Here is a 17038-nt window from a genome sequence, read left to right as displayed (position 1 = left end):
CTCTCATCCTTTATTAAAGGACGAAAGAGCTCACGCTTCCGCGGTACCACCAATATTGAATGTATGCACATTCCACTTTCTCCTGTAACGCCGGAGCCGGCGCCCATGTTTAAGATGGGACTCTGAAGGCAGGTTCTGTGACTTGGCTGTTGCGGCATCTTCCAGCTTCTAAATCCCGCTCTCTGATACATCAAGGTTCACATACTAATCCTTCGTTAACGTTCGTTTATTATATTAATCATATTATGCAAATGAAACCAGGGAATGTCAATAAGGTATTGAAATCCTCATTGAACAATTTCCAAGAATTATAAATATCTTAATAAAAAAATTCCCTTCAACCATAGACATTTGCCTGAAATTGTTTTACCATATTCCTTTGTGTTTACTATTCACAGCAAAGGGGTGGCATCATGACACGTTTACAAGCATCTAGAAAAACTGTTTTAGCTGTTTTTATGATTTCGACATTTGCAATTGGGATGACCGAATATGTCGTAACCGGCTTGCTTACACAATTTGCCGCTGATCTGAATGTTGCTGTTTCCACAACAGGATTACTTTTAAGTGTTTACGCAATCAGTGTTGCGATCTTTGGTCCCATCTTAAGCATGATTACAATTAAAATCTCAGCTAAACCTTTACTCGTTGGCTTCATGAGCCTATTTATTATTAGTAATATCATTGCAGCAACTGCTCCAAATTTTGAAGTATTGTTATTGTCCAGGCTATTTTCAGCGATCATGCATGCGCCGTTCTTTGGTCTTAGCATGTCTATTGCTGTTAATATATCGAAACCAGAAAAACGTCCTAGCGCAATCGCTGCTGTCCAAGGCGGGCTCACCATTGCCGTGATGCTCGGAGTTCCTTTTGGTTCCTATATTGGAGGCATGTTTTTATGGCGGTACGTATTCTGGTTTATTGCATCACTTGGCATAATTGCCTTAATCGGTCTTATCTTGGTTACACCTAATCTGAAACCCGAAGTAATACCAAAATTACGGGAAGAGCTGCGGATTTTCAAAAATAAGAATGTATTGTTCGTGATTGCGATTATTATTTTTGGATTTTCTGGCGTCTTCACGGCTTACACATTCATCGAGCCGATGCTTCATGAATTTTCCGGCTTTGGGGTTAAAGGTATTACGATTGGATTCTTGTGCTTCGGAACCGGCGCTGTTATAGGCAATTTTATCTCTGGTAAAATCAGTCCTGCTCTATTAACAGAAAGACTTATTTTGGTACTCATCATTTTAGCTTCTGTGTTAGCACTGTTTACCTTTTTAATTCAGATTCCGGCACTCGCCTTTGTTATGTGTTTTTTGTTTGGTGCAGGGACGTTCGGCACAACACCGATTCTCAATTCAAAAATTATTCTTGCCGGAACAGAAGCTCCGACATTATCCGGAACGATTGCTGCATCTGTTTTTAATTTAGCCAATTCAGTTGGAGCAACACTTGGATCCTTCTTCCTAAATACAGGGGTGAGCTTTATGATGATCACCCTAATCGCTGCCGGGATGATCACATTTGGTGCCATCCTTACCATCATCACGCATAAGGTTGAGGATAAAACCCTATTCTTACCAGTAAATGGCTGATGATGTATTTGAAACATTACAGAAACGTTACGCTGCAAGTTTTTGTTCCTATTCAATTTCCCGCGATAACCTTATTCTCCATCCTTCCTATCCCTTCAATTTCCAAGGTAACAACATCCCCATCTTGGAGGAACTGTGGTGGATCCATCGCGAAGCCTACGCCATTTGGTGTTCCGGTTAAAATGATATCCCCTGGTTTTAATGTGATTAAATTAGAAATGAATTCAATTAGGTAAGGGACATCGAAAATTAAATGCTTTGTATTGGAATCCTGGCGTTTTTCTCCATTCACAAACGAGCGGATCGCTAAATTACCTGGATTACTGACTTCATCTATTGTAACGACCCATGGCCCAATAGGTGTGCTGTGATCCAATGTTTTTCCCTGCAGCCACTGTGGAGTTCTTTTTTGTAAGTCACGAGCGGATATATCATTGCCAATTGTGAACCCAGCGATGTAATTAAGCGCCTCTTCCCTTTTCACCTGTGATGCTTCCTTCCCGATAATCACCGCTAATTCTGCTTCATAATCCAGCTTGCTTGTCGAAGATGACTTTTCAATCGCATCCTCCGGTCCAATCAAGGCATTACTGAATTTTGCAAAAAGCACGGGATTGTCAGGAATTTCACTTTTCATTTCCGTCGCATGCTCCGCATAGTTCTTGCCAACGCAAATGATTTTGGATGGGGTTGAGATTGGTGTATGTAACCGTACTTCTTCTCGATCATACATTAAAACCTCTTCCATATGTCCTGCCAAATAGTCATAGGCAGCTATTGCCCGTTCGATTGCCCGATTCCCCATTGAAAAAAAGATATTAGGATCTGCCGGAAGAAGGTATTCAATGGAATGGATGGAATCCTTATCCTGTTTGGAAGAAAGTAAAGCGTGATAACTATCCTGTAAATCAGCTATTTTCCCATTGATCACACAACCAATCCGATATGTACCAGCCTTGTCTATGAATTTATAACTTACGAGTTTCATATCAGCCACCTCTTTCATTTGTTATGACTATTTTAGCATTTTATATCCTACTCTGAAAATAACATAAATTTTTCCGCTAATGGACATTTTCGTTACCTATCTTTTATACTTAAACCACATAATTGATGCTGGAGGAAGATCGTATGGGTGAATGGAAAGTACAGGTAGCCAGAATATTGGGCGAACCTACTACATCTATATTGGAGAATTATTATGGAAGTGAATCAGCTGATTTATTAGAGGTCAATGATGAGCGATTGTTGACATTTTATGATTACTTACGTGATGAGCTGAAGTTTCCATTTATGGCACGATATAAACAAGCGAAAAATGCTTATGAGTTAGTTTGTACGCGGTTGGATCAAGAAACAAATGTAAATGAGGCAGATGGAATTAAGCTAGCATGCAAACATGGCGAAACAAAATGGATTATCCCACTGTCTGAAATGGTTGTGGATGAGAAGGATGTGAATTTCTCAACGATTATGCTATATCAGAAGTGGTTTCTGGGTTCCAAAGGAATATAAAAAAAGTCCAGAAGCCGCCTAGGCAGCTTCTGTTCAAAGGGACTTACTGTTACTCCTTCGTACCCCTTACCGTCCAACCGGATGCACCATTTTTTCAATTTGTTCCCACTTTGGGTTCCAAGAATGGTGTGGTGATAATTTTTCCCAAGGGTGTCATACGGTTCATCCCCATGAATCCAGATTCGTTTGGTGCAACACTAACGATAAAGGGCTTAAGAAGGAATCAATACACGATCAATCTCTTCACTAATTTCCCTTGAACGATTTGTCGCGTGACTTACAGCTTGTGAAATAGCTTCGCCGCCATGATACTTTTTAAGCGCTTCTAAGCCTGCCGCGGTAGTACCATTTGGGGATGTTACCTTTTTCCGTAACTCAGCCGGTGATTCATCACGATCCATAATCATTTTTGCAGCACCATAAAGCGTTTGTGCGGCGATTTTCCGTGCCATTTTACCATCCATTCCACTTACCTTTCCGATATTCTCCATTTGTTCTATTAGATAATAGAAGTAAGCAGGTCCACTTCCGGCAAGCCCCGTAAAAATATCCATTTGTTCTTCCTCAATTACGTATACTTTTCCCATTACCGATAGCAGTTCTTTAACCATCCTACTATCACTATCATTGGTATCCGTTCCAAGTGACATTGCTGTTGCCGATTCCTGGATCATACTAGACGTATTCGGCATTACCCTTATTACTTTCTGACCAGCATTTAAACGCTCTTCCATATAGGAGGTGGATATACCTGCCAATACAGAAATAACGACCTGATCGGGGCGGAGCAGATCTTTAATGGTAGCAAGAGTTTCCTCTGCTCCCTTGGGCTTCATTGCCAAAATAACGAAGTCTGCTTCCCTGAATGGCATTTCCGAAAACGTAACTGTTCTTACTCTATATTTATCTTCCATCCTATTTAAGCGATCCTGATTACCTTTATTTGTAACAATGATTTGGTTAACTGGCACTTTATCCGTTTTAATCATGCCGGAAATCATCGCCTCCGCCATGGAGCCAGCCCCTAAAAATGCAATTGTTTTTTGGTTTAACATGTAAATCTCTCCCGTTGATTAGTCTATCTTACATATACAACATTATGTAGGATAACATCTGTACATAATCTTTCAAGGGAGAACCGCAAATTAATGTGCATTTGAATCAATTAATGAGGGAAAACGGTACCATTGGATGCAAAGGAATAGTAAATCAAGTCACAACCGATTTAATTCCGGAATATCGGTATATATGACGATAGAGTCTTATACAAATGCCTTACGCAGTTTCACCATTATTTTTTTAACGATATTAAAATGATGCTGCTCCTGCATTGCTAATAATTAAATACATTCTATGCATCTGTAAACCCCAAAATTTTGGCTAAGAACAAAAGCAGTTTTGAAATAATGGTTAATTTGTTCACTTTTCAAAACAACTTCTCCCATCTTCTATAAGTATATTTTTTCCTTTTTAAAACAAACTAAATGACATCAAACTACAATGGAGGCAGTTCAAAAATGGAAAAACAAACGCGAGAATATCGAACTGGTCAAGGGGTACCGGCAAAAGGCGAATACATTTGCCAATCTGGTGAACGAGTTAAGTTTAATGAAAATGATAGTTTTCCTGTCTGTCCAATTAGTGGTGAAGAAACTACATGGAAACATGAAGATCGTTGAATGATCCGGGAAAGACAGGGGGCGTTTTGTGCCCCCTCTACATGCTTCAACTTATTTCCAAACAGACTTATATTTTTTTCGATACTTGTTCAATTCTTCGGTTTCAATCAAATCCAAAGCTGTATTCCTGATAAACGCGTTTTGTACATAATCATATAAATTTTCCAGGCCCTGAATGATGTCAAAGCGAATGTAATTTGTTTCTTGAACACAATTTTTAAACCGATCCACCAGATAATTCACAACCATCTCCTTTTGCTCTTCACCTGCAAGACCGACCTTCCAGATGGATTGTAAACTATGTCTGGCAGTAACAACCTTTTTATCCTTGGTAACTTCCCATAATGCAGGGAAATCGGAAAGCATTCTATTTTCAGAATCGCTTATTGCCAAATTAGCAAGAACTGTGCTGCCCTTGATCTTTTATGGTTATCTGGAGCTGTCAAATCCCCCTTTAGCCGATCCCGCACATCGTAAGCCCAGTCCACTTTTTCTCGGTAACAGCGAGAATAGTTTTGTATGCCTCATACTGAACGTCCTTATTGTTAGATTCGAGATCATCGAAATGAGATTGTATTCTACTATTGGTCTGCCAAAGCTTTCTTTAAATTTGCCAGCTCTTCTTCAGTCAGTGTAACACCTTTTCCCATCTTTTCTTTATTTGGAGCCCAGTCTCTAATATCATATTTCGGATCGCGCCCATTCCAGCTAATGAGATTAAGCTCCTTTGTCCAACCTTTTGGTGATTCAGAAAGTACGGCAACTGTTTTGAGAATCTCATATTTTAAATCTGCCATATTTATTTCCCCTTGTTATTTTTTATGATTATAGTCCATTATAGAGAGTCTTTCATTTTATGCAAATAAGGAAAATACCTTTTTGTTACTTCAAAACAAAGAAAAATACTCATTTTATATAACATTTTACAATTTCCACAATTAAAAGTCCTCTATTTTCCATTATTCATAGCAAAAAATAAAAATACTATTAAATCAAAAAAACATTGGAAGACATTGTGCGTCATTACAAGTAACACTATTCATTCGTAGCTAACCTTCCTTGACTTATGTACCATTTATCCTGAATGGACAATTGATAAATAGCCATAATAAGAAAAAAATAAGGAGTGAAACAACATGGGTGAGTACAGTCACTTTCGCTTTGGACAAAAAGCACCAAATAACGGTATCTATCGTGAAATTGGGGAAACAGGAAACAATGTAAATGATCCGAAAATCATCAAGCTTAAAGCTGGCGAGAAGTTTCCGCAAAACTCGAACCATGACCGCGTTTGGACATACGAAAATAAAGAACAGTAAAAAAACGAACAGTGCCCGTCACTGTTCGTTTTTCAATTACTAATCGGAGATAGTTCCTCTGGAAATCTGCAAATAATGACCATCAGCCACCGTTACACTGAAGCCGGCTTTCTTCTCTTTCGATATCTACAATCTACAATCAAGGTAAATGTAAAACTTATTTTCAAAAATCATATTGACATAGTTGGAATTTTCATTATATACTGTTTTCAACAATGTTGAATTTTATTAAACTTTGTTGATTTAAGTGGATGTTGCAAAAATTTAATACACTTTCTGTAAGCGTATTCTTTTAACAGGAATTAGCATCAACCTTTCATACAACCATAAAACATCTTTAAGGAGGATTCATCATGACATCATTTATTTCCGGATTTTATAAATTAACCCCGGAAAAGCGACTAAGCAAATTAGCGTCCCTTTTAAAATTAACAGATGACGAAGTAAAAATAATCAGAGGGGAACAGGGATTTACCACACAAAACGCAGATCGAATGATTGAAAATGTGATTGGTTACTTGCCGGTCCCACTTGGCATTGCGGTTAATTTCAAAGTGGATGGGAAAGACTGTTTTGTTCCTATGGCAACCGAAGAACCATCCGTCGTCGCCGCTGCCAGCCATGCTGCAAAGTTAACTTATCATACAGGCGGATTCACTACTTCCTATACGGGTTCCATTATGCGTGGGCAAATCCAAATTATCAACTTGCGGGACCCTTATGGTGCCTTGGCTCGGATATATGAACATAAGGAGGAAATCATCCAGCTTTGTAATGAGCAAGATCAAACACTAGTTTCGTTTGGTGGTGGTGCAAAAGATTTAGATGTACAGATTATCCAAGGTGAAGATGGTCAAAAAATGGTTGTTGTGCATTTATTGGTGGATACAAAGGATGCAATGGGAGCCAATGCAGTAAATACAATGGCTGAAGCGACTGCCCCACTAATCGAAAACATAACAGGCGGGAATGTTGTTCTAAAAATTTTATCCAACCTTGCGGATCAGCGAATCGTCAGGGCACGGGCAATATTCGAAGCTCCATTTCAGGATAATCAGGAGACTTTAAAAAAATTTATAAGTGCACATCAGCTGGCACTTGTCGATCCATACAGAGCAGCAACTCATAACAAAGGAATTATGAATGGTATCTCTGCCGTTGTACTGGCAACTGGAAATGATACGAGAGCAATTGAAGCTGGAGCACATGCCTATGCTGCCTTCTCAGGAAGATATCGTTCCTTAACCCAATGGGAATTAGGAGAAAACAATTCAATCATTGGTACAATTGAGCTTCCATTAGCCGTTGGACTAATCGGTGGTGCAACACAGTCACACCCTGTAGCCAAGTTAGCAACAAAAATTTTGCAGGCCGAAACTGCTGAAAGACTGGCAGCAATTATTGCCTCAACAGGGTTAGCCCAAAATTTTGCAGCTATAAAAGCACTTGTTAGTGAAGGTATTCAAAAGGGCCACATGAAATTGCACGCCAGGAATATGGCTGCGATGGCGGGGGCAAACGAAAACGAAACGGATCAAGTCGTTGAACTTGCAACAAAGCATGAAAAATTTCGCTTTGATGATATTAAGCGATTTGTACAATTAATCCAAAAGCAATAACATATAGCAAACTATGACTCTATCATTCACCTTACTTTTGATCATCATCCACATCTGTTATACAGTATAATGGAATGAGGGAGGTGTTACCGATGAAGGAAGAAGATAAAGGGTACGTCGACATCTGGGGGGACAATGTAAAAATCAAAGATCTTGGTATTTCCATGATCCTTTGCATTGGCCTTGCACTTGGCGGCTACATTTTAGCTCCAGACAACTCTACTCAGCCTTTACTTTTTGGTCTATCGGGAGGAGTACTTGGGTTTATCATCAGCAGTATTATCATTAAACCGAAACGAAATATTACAAAGGTGAAAGGAGATGATTAGTCTTGGATATGTTAATTATCATTCAGATGATTTTAGCAAGTATTGGCGGTGCTGTCCTGTACACACTGATCGGAATCGCGCCAGGGACCGATGAAACGGCAGTACTTGCTCCTGTAACAATTGCACTCGCCCTTACAGGGATATCACCATATGTTATTCTAGCCTTTTTCATTTCGGCCATTGTAGCTAAAAAATTGACCGACTCGATTCCCGTCGCTATCGCAGGCATCCCGGGAGGCGTCATGGCTGCTCCAATGGTAGAGCATGCGATGGTATTAAAGTCATATGGGCTGCCGGATGTTAGTATAAAAAAAATGTCTTCCGGTTCCGTCATTGGCACAATCATTTCTATTCCTGCAAGCTTCCTGATTGCCAATTTGATTCTGCCCTATGCCGATAGGATTAGTCAGTATGCGGGCTTAATCTTTTTCTTAGGAGCCGTATTCCTGGCATTAATGACAAAAAATAAAGTCTTATCATTAGCCATTATCATCCCATTTGCCTTACTTATTCAAGGTTTACGCCACTTATACTGGGGCCTGGATATTATCCCTGATGATAGTACTGTTTTTATTTCTTTTTTCTTAGGAATTACGATTGGCCCAATTGCATTTAAACTATTTGAGCTGCTAAATAAAGAATATCGTAGTAACCAGCCTAGATTAGGGAATAAGGAAATCACGTTTAAGGAATCGGAAAAGGAAAAAGGCATTCCCAATCCTTTTAAAATTTTAACGAAAAAAGAATCCGCAACATCTGCATTAGGCAGCTTTATCGGATCTGTTACATTTTTTCTCTCCCCGGTAGGCATGACGGTATTTTTGGGGGAATTTTTAACGAGACATGTGAAGGATCCCGTTCAGCGCGCATCAAGAGCAATTTCGACGATGGATGGTTTAACAAATGCTTCCTATATTTCGGGAACCTTAATACCGTTAATTGCGATTGGACTGCCATTGTCACCTATGGCGATCGGACCTGCTGCCGGATTATTTAATGCACCACCCGTCTTTACACCAGAGCATAATATTCATCATCTACTTTCGATGGGTGAGATTATGACGGCAACAATTATTGGTGCTGTTATCGCATTATTAATAACATTTTATGTAACCATCAAATATGCGAGCCAAATTTGCGCTTTTGTATTTAAATACATACCACATGAAGCTCTAATTGGACTTTTCGCCGGCCTCGTTGTAATGCTTGCCTATATGGATGCTGGATGGCTCAATATATTCGGGACGATTTTAGTTGCACTTGTTTCCGGCCTGCTTCATAAAAATGGAGTAAATTATGGGGTGCTGTTTATGATATTATATGCTGCCCCTTGGCTTTTAGGGGTGTTAAGTTAAGTCTGTTGATACGAACAGAGCCTGGCACTGTTCGTATCACAACCAATAGGTTTATATTCCGTTTGATGTTCCAAAAAATGTGAACTTCGTTTCAGTCTGGAAAAGAAATATGGTTTATTAATCTGGATGGCCTTGCCGAATAATCTAAAATAACAAAATATTTTGTTACTTGTATCCAAGATACTTCCCTACACCAGATCATTAATACCCCCTAAATGCCTCAATAAATTCGTTTGGAGATGACTTCACCATAAAGCTATACAAACCTTTAATGGTATGTAAATACAGAAGTCCGCCTTGGTCTCCCATTTTTCTAAACGATACGTCCAGTACTTGATGGACAGGGAACTCATTTTTTGCCGTTACAATTCGATCTTGATATAAATACATTTTATTCTCTTGTTTACGTTCCTTTTTTTCTACACTGTTTACTTCTCTTTCTACTACGGTGTACGTTTGAACAGCTATCGGATCCATCAAATTCCTCCAATTAGGTAACATAAGTTGTTTCCAAGTCATGACTACATATTCTGGAAAAACAACCGAATAACATCAGCACCACCGATAAAGGTTCCCAATGAGCTTCCTATATTAGCTAAAACAACGATCAAGAGAATTCGGGTTACTTTATTATGCCAAAAGCCCTTCACACTAAAAACATCCTCCGAAAGGTTTTCAAAGTCTCTAACGTTGGGCCTGCGGATAAACGCTTGGGCAATCCCAGCAAACCATCCAGCGGCAATTAGCGGATTCAACGACGTAATTGGTGCCGCTATAAAAGCAGTAATAATGGCAAGTGGATGTCCTAATGCGATTACAACCCCAAGTGCTGAAAGGGACCCATTCCATATAACCCAGCTAATCGTCTGCTGCCATCCAGCTGACGGGTTAGCAAAAAAGGTATATGCAATAAGTGCAATGATTAGAACAGGGATTGACCAGCCGATAATTTTGGGCACCTTGGATTTAGGTGGACGCTCTGATAAACGCACCAAATCATGATCCTTCTTAATTTCTTCTTTTATTCCGGGGACATGAGCCGCTCCCAGTACAGCTACAACCTTTTTACCTGGTGCTTCTTTAATTTTCTGTGCTAGATATTGATCACGTTCATCAATCAATGGCGTTTTTAACCTTGGAAAGCTCTCGGTGAATTCACTTAAAATGGTATTGATCGTATCCTGTGATTTCATCTTTTCCAGTTCTTCTTCAGTAATACTTTCCTTACTAAAAATACTGCCGATAACTTGCATGAGCAGGGTGGCTTTCCCTTTTAGTCCGATTCCTCCCCAAATGCGGGAAAAGGTTATCTGGATATTTCTGTCTGCTAATACGAGGTTAGCACCAGTCGCTTCTGCTGATTTTATTCCCTGAATCATTTCCTGACCAGGATTGATTCCGAATTGCTTTGCCATTCGTCTTTGAAACGATGATATGGCAAGATTCATTAAAAGTAATGTTGCTTTCTTTTCTTTAATAACCTTAAAAATATCTGTTTCCTGCCACTTATTTCCATCGACAATCGATTGATAGCGTTGTTCGTCCAATTCAATACAAACTGAGTCCGGTTTTTCCTGTTCAATGACTTCCTTCACCTGTTCTGCGCTATGCTTTGAAACATGGGCTGTCCCAATAAGTATATATTCTTTATCGTCTAAATACAGTCTTGTAATATTTTCCTCCGACATGGCTACCTTCCTTTTACTCCCAGCATAACAAACAATATTTCTTCTATTATATAATGATAAACCAGATCGGACGAAAATAGAATTAATTTCTATCTTTTCACATGCTTTTTATAGTGAGCTTCCTGAAGATCAGTCTTTATTTAACAACTCAGCATACACTAACATTAAAAGCTAAACTGACTCTGGATACCAGTTTAGCTTTTATAATCATTTCTCCGGCGTCTTTTGGCAATAAATTTACGAATGATAGGATAAATAATTGGCCCATACTTAATCAGCCTTCTTAGTAAACGTCCGATTCTAATCTCCTCCATCTTGAAATTAAAAACCTGTAATAGTTATAGTCCCTCAAAATGGAAAAAATTAAACAAATATACTTCAGCTCATTCTTGTGTTATCCTACTCTTTCCGCAACAGCCCTGCCTGTCTCGCGGCCGGTAAAAAGACAGCCGCCGATAAATGTACCTTCCAGTGAACGGTAGCCATGAACACCCCCGCCACCGAATCCAGCAACTTCTCCGGCTGCATAAAGACCAGGTATGGCTGCCCCAGAATCATTCAAAACACTGCCCGATAGATCCGTTTGTAATCCGCCGAGCGTTTTACGACTTAAAATATTTAGCTTAACAGCGAAAAGTGGACCGTTTTTCCGATCTAGTATTTTGTGCGGGGCTGCAACGCGAATTAATTTATCACCTAGGTAATGACGGGCACCACGCATTGCAGTTATTTGCAAATCCTTCGTAAATGGATTATCCATTTCCCTGTCTCTTGCCAAAATCTGCCGTTCAACATGCTCAGCCTTTAATCGTTTTTCACCGATTAGTTTGTTCATCCCGATCACAAGGTTATCAATATTGTCAGCTATTACAAAGTCTTCCCCTTTATCCATAAACGCTTGCACAGGAGATGGTGCACCTGGTAAAATCCTGCTAAATAATTTTTTGATACTTTGTTCTGTTAAATCAGGATTTTGCTCGGAACCGGAAAGGGCAAATTCCCGTTCAATAATTTTTTGCGTTAAAATGAACCAGGAATAATCGTAGCCAGTCTTTTGGATCGCTTCCAGTGTACCCAATGTATCAAATCCGGGAAAATTAGGTGCCGGGAAGCGATTTCCTTCTGCATCAAGCCAAATAGATGACGGACCGGGAAGTATTCGAATACCATGGTTAGGCCAAACGGGATTCCAGTTTTTAATTCCTTCTGTGTAATGCCACATCCGATCCCGGTTAACGATTCGGCCGCCTGCTTCTTCGGTAATCTCCAGCATTCGGCCATCAACATGTGCAGGAACACCGGAAATCATTCTTTTCGGGGCCTTACCAAGACGACTTGGCCAATTTTTTCGAATCAGATCAAAACTAGCGCCAATACCACCACTGGAAACAATTACTGTCTGAGACCGATATTCAAAGTCATCCACTATTTCTCTGGAACTTTTCTCGCCGCGTTCAACGGTGCTTAGAGCAAGAACAGAGCCACTCGCACCAACAATTGCATCGTTATTTGTTATTAGCTGATCAACACGATGACGGGGTTTGTATGTAACGATTCCGTTCTTTATATGCTCCCGAACACGTCGTTCAAATGGCGCAACAATTCCCGGACCTGTCCCCCAAACGATATGGAAGCGAGGTACGGAGTTTCCATGACCTTCTGCTAGATAACCACCCCGCTCTGCCCAGCCAACAACCGGAAAAATCCGAACACCCATCTCATGTAACCAGGCACGTTTTTCCCCAGCGGCAAAATCCACGTATGCTTCTGCCCATTTTCTCCCCCAATAATCCTCATCTTCTTCTCGATCAAAGCCAGCCGTACCCAGCCAATCCTGCCATGCCAATTCTTTTGAATCCTTTATCCCCATCCTGCGCTGTTCCGGGGAATCGACTAGAAATAGACCACCGAACGACCACCATGCCTGGCCACCAAACGAGCTTTCGGGTTCTTGGTCAAGCAGCAAAACTTTTTTACCAGCATCAGCTATTTCTGCCGTCGCTGTCAGACCGGCAAGACCAGCACCGATTACAATTACGTCATATTCCATGAAAATATCCCCCTTTGTCGATATCGCACGGACTTCCGTCAATGTTGTGCTTTAAACACATTCTCTTCAAAATCCTTATTACTATAATTCAACATAAGCTGGCATTTCCCTTTTTAAAAAAGAATTGTATTTACTTTTACCGGTACATTTTACCTGTGTTTAGAGGATGAATGGTCTTAAAATATAAATGAATTGTATAATAAATAGGTAGTTAAATCAGTATGGCGCCTTCTGCAAACGAAAGGCGCCATAACCGGTTAAAACGTATGGTAAACCGCTTCACACTCTTCACCTGTTGGCTCATAGAAACAGTGCAGCTTATAACGCCCTACAAGTGGCTGATCATACCAAGTTGGCGGGCAGTCACCTTCTGGTCTAAAATACCACAAACTGTATTTTGCCGGCCAATGACTGTATCCGTCTATTACTCTGCGCGCTAACCGTTTATCGACCTCCCGGGCTCTTTGATAAAAATAGCCATGAATAGTAGCCTCAAACGCATGCGGCTGGAAAACCATATCCCGGATGCTGCGTAAACCCGTAAAATCTGAACAATTAGCCCTTACCCGGTTAATGCCAACGTTACCGACAAGCAGCATACCGAGTTTTCCTTCCCCTTCAGCCTCCGCCCTAAGCAATCTCGCTAAAAGGTCAATGTCCTTTTCTGTAGCTCTCACAACGGCCATGACTCCACCTCCATTTTTGTTTCATCTTTATTAATGTTGCGGATTATCCATATCAACAACCAATCGATTCAGCTGTCGGAAAGTTGAGAACCTCAGCCTTACAGAAGTTTCCGGTGTGTACTTCTGCCCTTTTTTACACAATACAGTCTATGGATATTTCTCGAGTAGGTGCAAGCGTTTATTAAATTTGCGAATTCTGACAAGCATTAGGGGACATTCTACAAAATAAAATAGTTTGAATACGTATGAATGCTTTGATACAAATAAAACTATGAACAGAAGTTTTCTATGCAGATAGGGGGGAAAGGCGGAAGAGTTTCCTTGGCTTACGATGTCACTGTCGAAAAGGTCGCTGCAACCTTAAATATAAAAGGGGTTATCAATCAAAGCTTTACCTCTAGTGAATAAGGATCGGTCACCTTTACACCATCAAAACGGATCAACACAGAGGTAAGTTGTTATGTTGAAGTAGTGGATATAAAAAACAGCCTGAATTAATTGGCGAGCATTAGAGAGAAATTATATCGCTAATAATTTCTCGCTGTATTCACGGCGTACAGGATCTCCTACTTACTTGCCTGCCTCAAGCCTCTTAATTAAAACCCACACCATTTTACTAATTTGTCTTACATTATGTTCTTCGATTGATTGTTCACAAGCCTTTCCTAATGAGATAAGTACACTTTCCAACAAAAAGAGGCGGGGTTTATCCGCTTGCAGCTCGTTCTGTAAAAACCGAATGTATTCCATTTTTTTTGAATCATCCTGTTTATTCCGATCCATTTTTTTAATAAGCTTTTCCAGTTGAGCGATGACGTGTTTTTTTGTTTCTGATACATCAAATACATCAAAGTTCTCACAACTCATTGACATACCGAGCCAATTTTCGGGAAAAAATACATTGCCGCTTTGCAATTGTTCCTTAATCATTGGTTTTAAGCGATCAAGTGCAAACTGAATCACATCTTCTGAGGCGATCGCTTCGTTCGTTCCCAGCTTCCAGACATGCATAAGCTGATGAACCATACCAAGGAGGATCGTTGCATGATCAAGAGCATACCGATTTGTATCAACCTTAAAAATTTCGGTCAATCTTCTCGCTATCCATTGTAGCTCCGCAGCATGTTGTTCTTTTAAAAAGATCTGTAAATCAATATCATCTGAAAAGGAAACAGAAGTAAAGAGTGCCATGATATTGTGCTCCCGGTTCATATTCATGCGGACAGCTATTTGGGCAACGAAAACTTTCTCATCATCTTTTTTCTTTCCATGAGCAAGCTCTCTCCGTTTTTGATCACCCTCTTCTTCTACAAACTCCAATATCGCCATTAGGCATTCATTTTTCGATGTGAAGTAATTATAAAACGTTCCTTTTGCTACCTGTGCCTCCTCCAAAATATCCTGTATCGAAGTAGATGCAAACCCTTTTTCGATAAATAAATGGTGTGCAGCATCAATGATTTGTTTTTTTCTCAAGCTCATCATATCACCTTTTTTATAATAGTGGTCTACTATTAAAATAGCTCTATAACGCATATATATCAACAAATATTACTTAATTGAATTTTTATGTTGCAAAAACTAGACTGACGGTATAGAATATATTCTATGCTTAATTTAAATACTGAAAGAAGGAAAACAAAATGTCTGAAACCAATTCTATCCAGAATAAAGCCCCCTATGGCATGATCATCATCTTATTTATTGGTGCCTTTGTCGCCATTTTGAATGAGACACTTTTAAATGTTGCACTTCCATCCATTATGGAAGAATTTGATGTTAATGCTACAGCCGTTCAATGGCTATCGACGGGTTATATGCTAATCAATGGGATCTTAATTCCCGCAAGCGCATTTCTAATTCTGCGTTTTACAAACAAACAATTGTTTATTACAGCAATGGCTTTGTTCACTGCTGGTACCTTACTTGCCAGTCTGGCTCCGACATTTGGTGTACTTCTTGCAGCACGGATGATTCAGGCTTCGGGTTCTGCAATTATGATGCCTTTGTTAATGAATGTGATGCTGACAGCCTTTCCGGTTGAAAAAAGAGGGACCGCGATGGGGACATTCGGACTCGTCATGATTGTAGCACCAGCATTAGGACCAACGCTATCCGGCTGGATTGTTGAGCACTACAGCTGGAGAACGCTATTCGATATTGTATTGCCATTTTCCATTTTAACACTTGTTCTATCTGTGTTTAAATTGAAAAATATTACACCACAACGTGCGATAAAACTGGATATTCTATCGATCGTCTTATCCAGTATCGGTTTCGGCGGCCTGCTTTATGGCTTCAGTTCTGCTGGAGACAAGGGCTGGGATAACCCCCTTGTATATGGAACGATAGCAGCTGGAGCAATTGCATTAATTGTTTTTACCTTACGTCAGTTGCGGATGGACGACCCAATGCTGGAGTTCCGGATTTTCAAATATCCAATGTTTGCTCTATCATCCGCAATCGCAATTGTAATAGCGATTGCCATGTTCTCCGCGATGATTTTAATGCCAATATATGTGCAAACCATTCGCGGAATTTCCCCAATGGAATCCGGTTTGCTTATGCTTCCGGGTGCGATCGTGATGGGGATTATGTCGCCAATTACAGGTAGACTTTTTGATAAATATGGTGCACGCACACTGGCTGTCATTGGTTTAACGATTACGATTGTAACGACGTATTATTTTAGTCGGATAAATATGGATACCTCCTATACGAATCTTGTATTACTTTATACATTCCGTATGTTTGGAATGTCCATGGTAATGATGCCTGTTATGACAAATGGTTTGAACCAGCTGCCGATGAAAGACAATCCGCACGGGACTGCTATGAATAACACATTACAACAAGTTTCCGGCGCTATCGGTTCTGCCTTGTTAATTACTGTGATGAACAATCGTACAGAATCAAAAGCTGAAGAATTGGCAGCCAATGCGATGGCAAATATGGATCCAAGCGCTGCACAGCAATCCGCACAAGCAGCAGCTGAAATGAAACAACAGCTTCTAAATGAGGCAATGCTAGATGGAATCAACTTTACCTTTTTCATCTCTACACTGATTGCGGTAATTGCGCTTGTATTAGCATTTTTTATTAAGCGAGTAAAACCTCATCATGCAGATAAACATGTGGATGAAACAGTTGTTAAGCCATCAGAAGTGGTAACGGAGTAGAATAAAAGCAGATATAAA

At 40.0% G+C, this 17038-nt stretch carries 16 protein-coding genes and 1 pseudogene; 8 read left to right on the top strand and 9 right to left on the bottom strand.

Going from position 1 to position 17038, the window contains the following annotated elements:
- Positions 1 to 413: 413 nt before the first annotated feature.
- Entirely contained in the window at positions 414 to 1601 is a 1188-nt protein-coding gene (locus tag CZ382_RS01895) for an MFS transporter (protein ID WP_088049551.1), read from the top strand.
- 52 nt (positions 1602 to 1653) lie between these two features.
- On the opposite strand, the gene CZ382_RS01890 is transcribed toward CZ382_RS01895, so the two are convergent.
- Positions 1654 to 2589 (bottom strand): fumarylacetoacetate hydrolase family protein, encoded by a 936-nt coding sequence (locus CZ382_RS01890; RefSeq protein ID WP_088049550.1) that lies wholly within the window; start codon positions 2587 to 2589, stop codon positions 1654 to 1656.
- Positions 2590 to 2732: 143 nt separating this feature from the next.
- Between CZ382_RS01890 and CZ382_RS01885 the strand changes: the two genes are divergently transcribed.
- On the top strand, positions 2733 to 3116 hold the full coding sequence (locus CZ382_RS01885; protein WP_159457749.1) for a calcium-binding protein: 384 nt from the start codon (positions 2733 to 2735) through the stop codon (positions 3114 to 3116).
- Between the two features lie 212 nt (positions 3117 to 3328).
- Here the strand turns inward: CZ382_RS01885 and proC are convergent, their stop codons facing one another.
- Entirely contained in the window at positions 3329 to 4171 is an 843-nt protein-coding gene (gene proC, locus CZ382_RS01880; protein WP_088049548.1) for a pyrroline-5-carboxylate reductase, read from the bottom strand.
- A 462-nt stretch (positions 4172 to 4633) separates the two neighbouring features.
- On the opposite strand from proC, the gene CZ382_RS23895 reads away from it, so the two are divergent.
- Positions 4634 to 4795, top strand: a complete 162-nt coding sequence (locus CZ382_RS23895; protein ID WP_188725295.1) for a hypothetical protein — start codon at positions 4634 to 4636, stop codon at positions 4793 to 4795.
- A 51-nt stretch (positions 4796 to 4846) separates the two neighbouring features.
- On the opposite strand, the pseudogene CZ382_RS24730 reads toward CZ382_RS23895, so the two are convergent.
- Positions 4847 to 5372 (bottom strand): annotated as a pseudogene (locus CZ382_RS24730) (hypothetical protein).
- Between the two features lie 4 nt (positions 5373 to 5376).
- Complete coding sequence (locus tag CZ382_RS01870; RefSeq protein WP_088049547.1) at positions 5377 to 5592, bottom strand: YdbC family protein; 216 nt, start codon at positions 5590 to 5592, stop codon at positions 5377 to 5379.
- Positions 5593 to 5931: 339 nt separating this feature from the next.
- Here CZ382_RS01870 and CZ382_RS01865 point away from each other — a divergent pair, with 339 nt between their 5' ends.
- From CZ382_RS01865 to CZ382_RS01850, 4 genes are all read left to right on the top strand, one after another.
- A complete protein-coding gene (locus CZ382_RS01865) occupies positions 5932 to 6114 on the top strand; it encodes a YjzC family protein (RefSeq protein WP_088049546.1) in 183 nt (60 codons plus the stop codon).
- 353 nt (positions 6115 to 6467) lie between these two features.
- Positions 6468 to 7733 (top strand): hydroxymethylglutaryl-CoA reductase, degradative, encoded by a 1266-nt coding sequence (locus CZ382_RS01860; RefSeq protein ID WP_088049545.1) that lies wholly within the window; start codon positions 6468 to 6470, stop codon positions 7731 to 7733.
- Between the two features lie 92 nt (positions 7734 to 7825).
- The gene (locus CZ382_RS01855) at positions 7826 to 8062 is read left to right on the top strand and encodes a hypothetical protein (protein ID WP_088049544.1); all 237 of its coding nucleotides are present in this window, start codon (positions 7826 to 7828) and stop codon (positions 8060 to 8062) included.
- Positions 8063 to 8064: 2 nt separating this feature from the next.
- Complete coding sequence (locus CZ382_RS01850) at positions 8065 to 9417, top strand: tripartite tricarboxylate transporter permease (RefSeq protein WP_088049543.1); 1353 nt, start codon at positions 8065 to 8067, stop codon at positions 9415 to 9417.
- A 201-nt stretch (positions 9418 to 9618) separates the two neighbouring features.
- On the opposite strand, the gene CZ382_RS01845 is transcribed toward CZ382_RS01850, so the two are convergent.
- The 5 genes from CZ382_RS01845 to CZ382_RS01825 form a co-directional block, all read right to left on the bottom strand.
- Positions 9619 to 9894, bottom strand: a complete 276-nt coding sequence (locus tag CZ382_RS01845; protein ID WP_088049542.1) for a hypothetical protein — start codon at positions 9892 to 9894, stop codon at positions 9619 to 9621.
- 44 nt (positions 9895 to 9938) lie between these two features.
- Entirely contained in the window at positions 9939 to 11105 is a 1167-nt protein-coding gene (locus CZ382_RS01840; RefSeq protein ID WP_088049541.1) for a TraB/GumN family protein, read from the bottom strand.
- Between the two features lie 394 nt (positions 11106 to 11499).
- Positions 11500 to 13179 (bottom strand): FAD-binding dehydrogenase, encoded by a 1680-nt coding sequence (locus CZ382_RS01835; protein WP_268811319.1) that lies wholly within the window; start codon positions 13177 to 13179, stop codon positions 11500 to 11502.
- Between the two features lie 233 nt (positions 13180 to 13412).
- Positions 13413 to 13841, bottom strand: coding sequence for a cell wall hydrolase (locus CZ382_RS01830; RefSeq protein WP_088049539.1), 429 nt, complete (start codon positions 13839 to 13841; stop codon positions 13413 to 13415).
- Positions 13842 to 14411: 570 nt separating this feature from the next.
- Positions 14412 to 15317: a TetR/AcrR family transcriptional regulator gene (locus CZ382_RS01825; protein WP_159457748.1), complete on the bottom strand. Its 906-nt coding sequence runs from the start codon at positions 15315 to 15317 to the stop codon at positions 14412 to 14414.
- 167 nt (positions 15318 to 15484) lie between these two features.
- Here CZ382_RS01825 and CZ382_RS01820 point away from each other — a divergent pair, with 167 nt between their 5' ends.
- Positions 15485 to 17020, top strand: coding sequence for a DHA2 family efflux MFS transporter permease subunit (locus CZ382_RS01820; RefSeq protein WP_088049537.1), 1536 nt, complete (start codon positions 15485 to 15487; stop codon positions 17018 to 17020).
- Positions 17021 to 17038: the final 18 nt, after the last annotated feature.

The organism is Virgibacillus dakarensis (assembly GCF_900155625.1).
Lineage (GTDB): Bacteria > Bacillota > Bacilli > Bacillales > Amphibacillaceae > Lentibacillus_C > Lentibacillus_C populi.
This window is presented reverse-complemented; position numbering and strand designations above follow the sequence as displayed.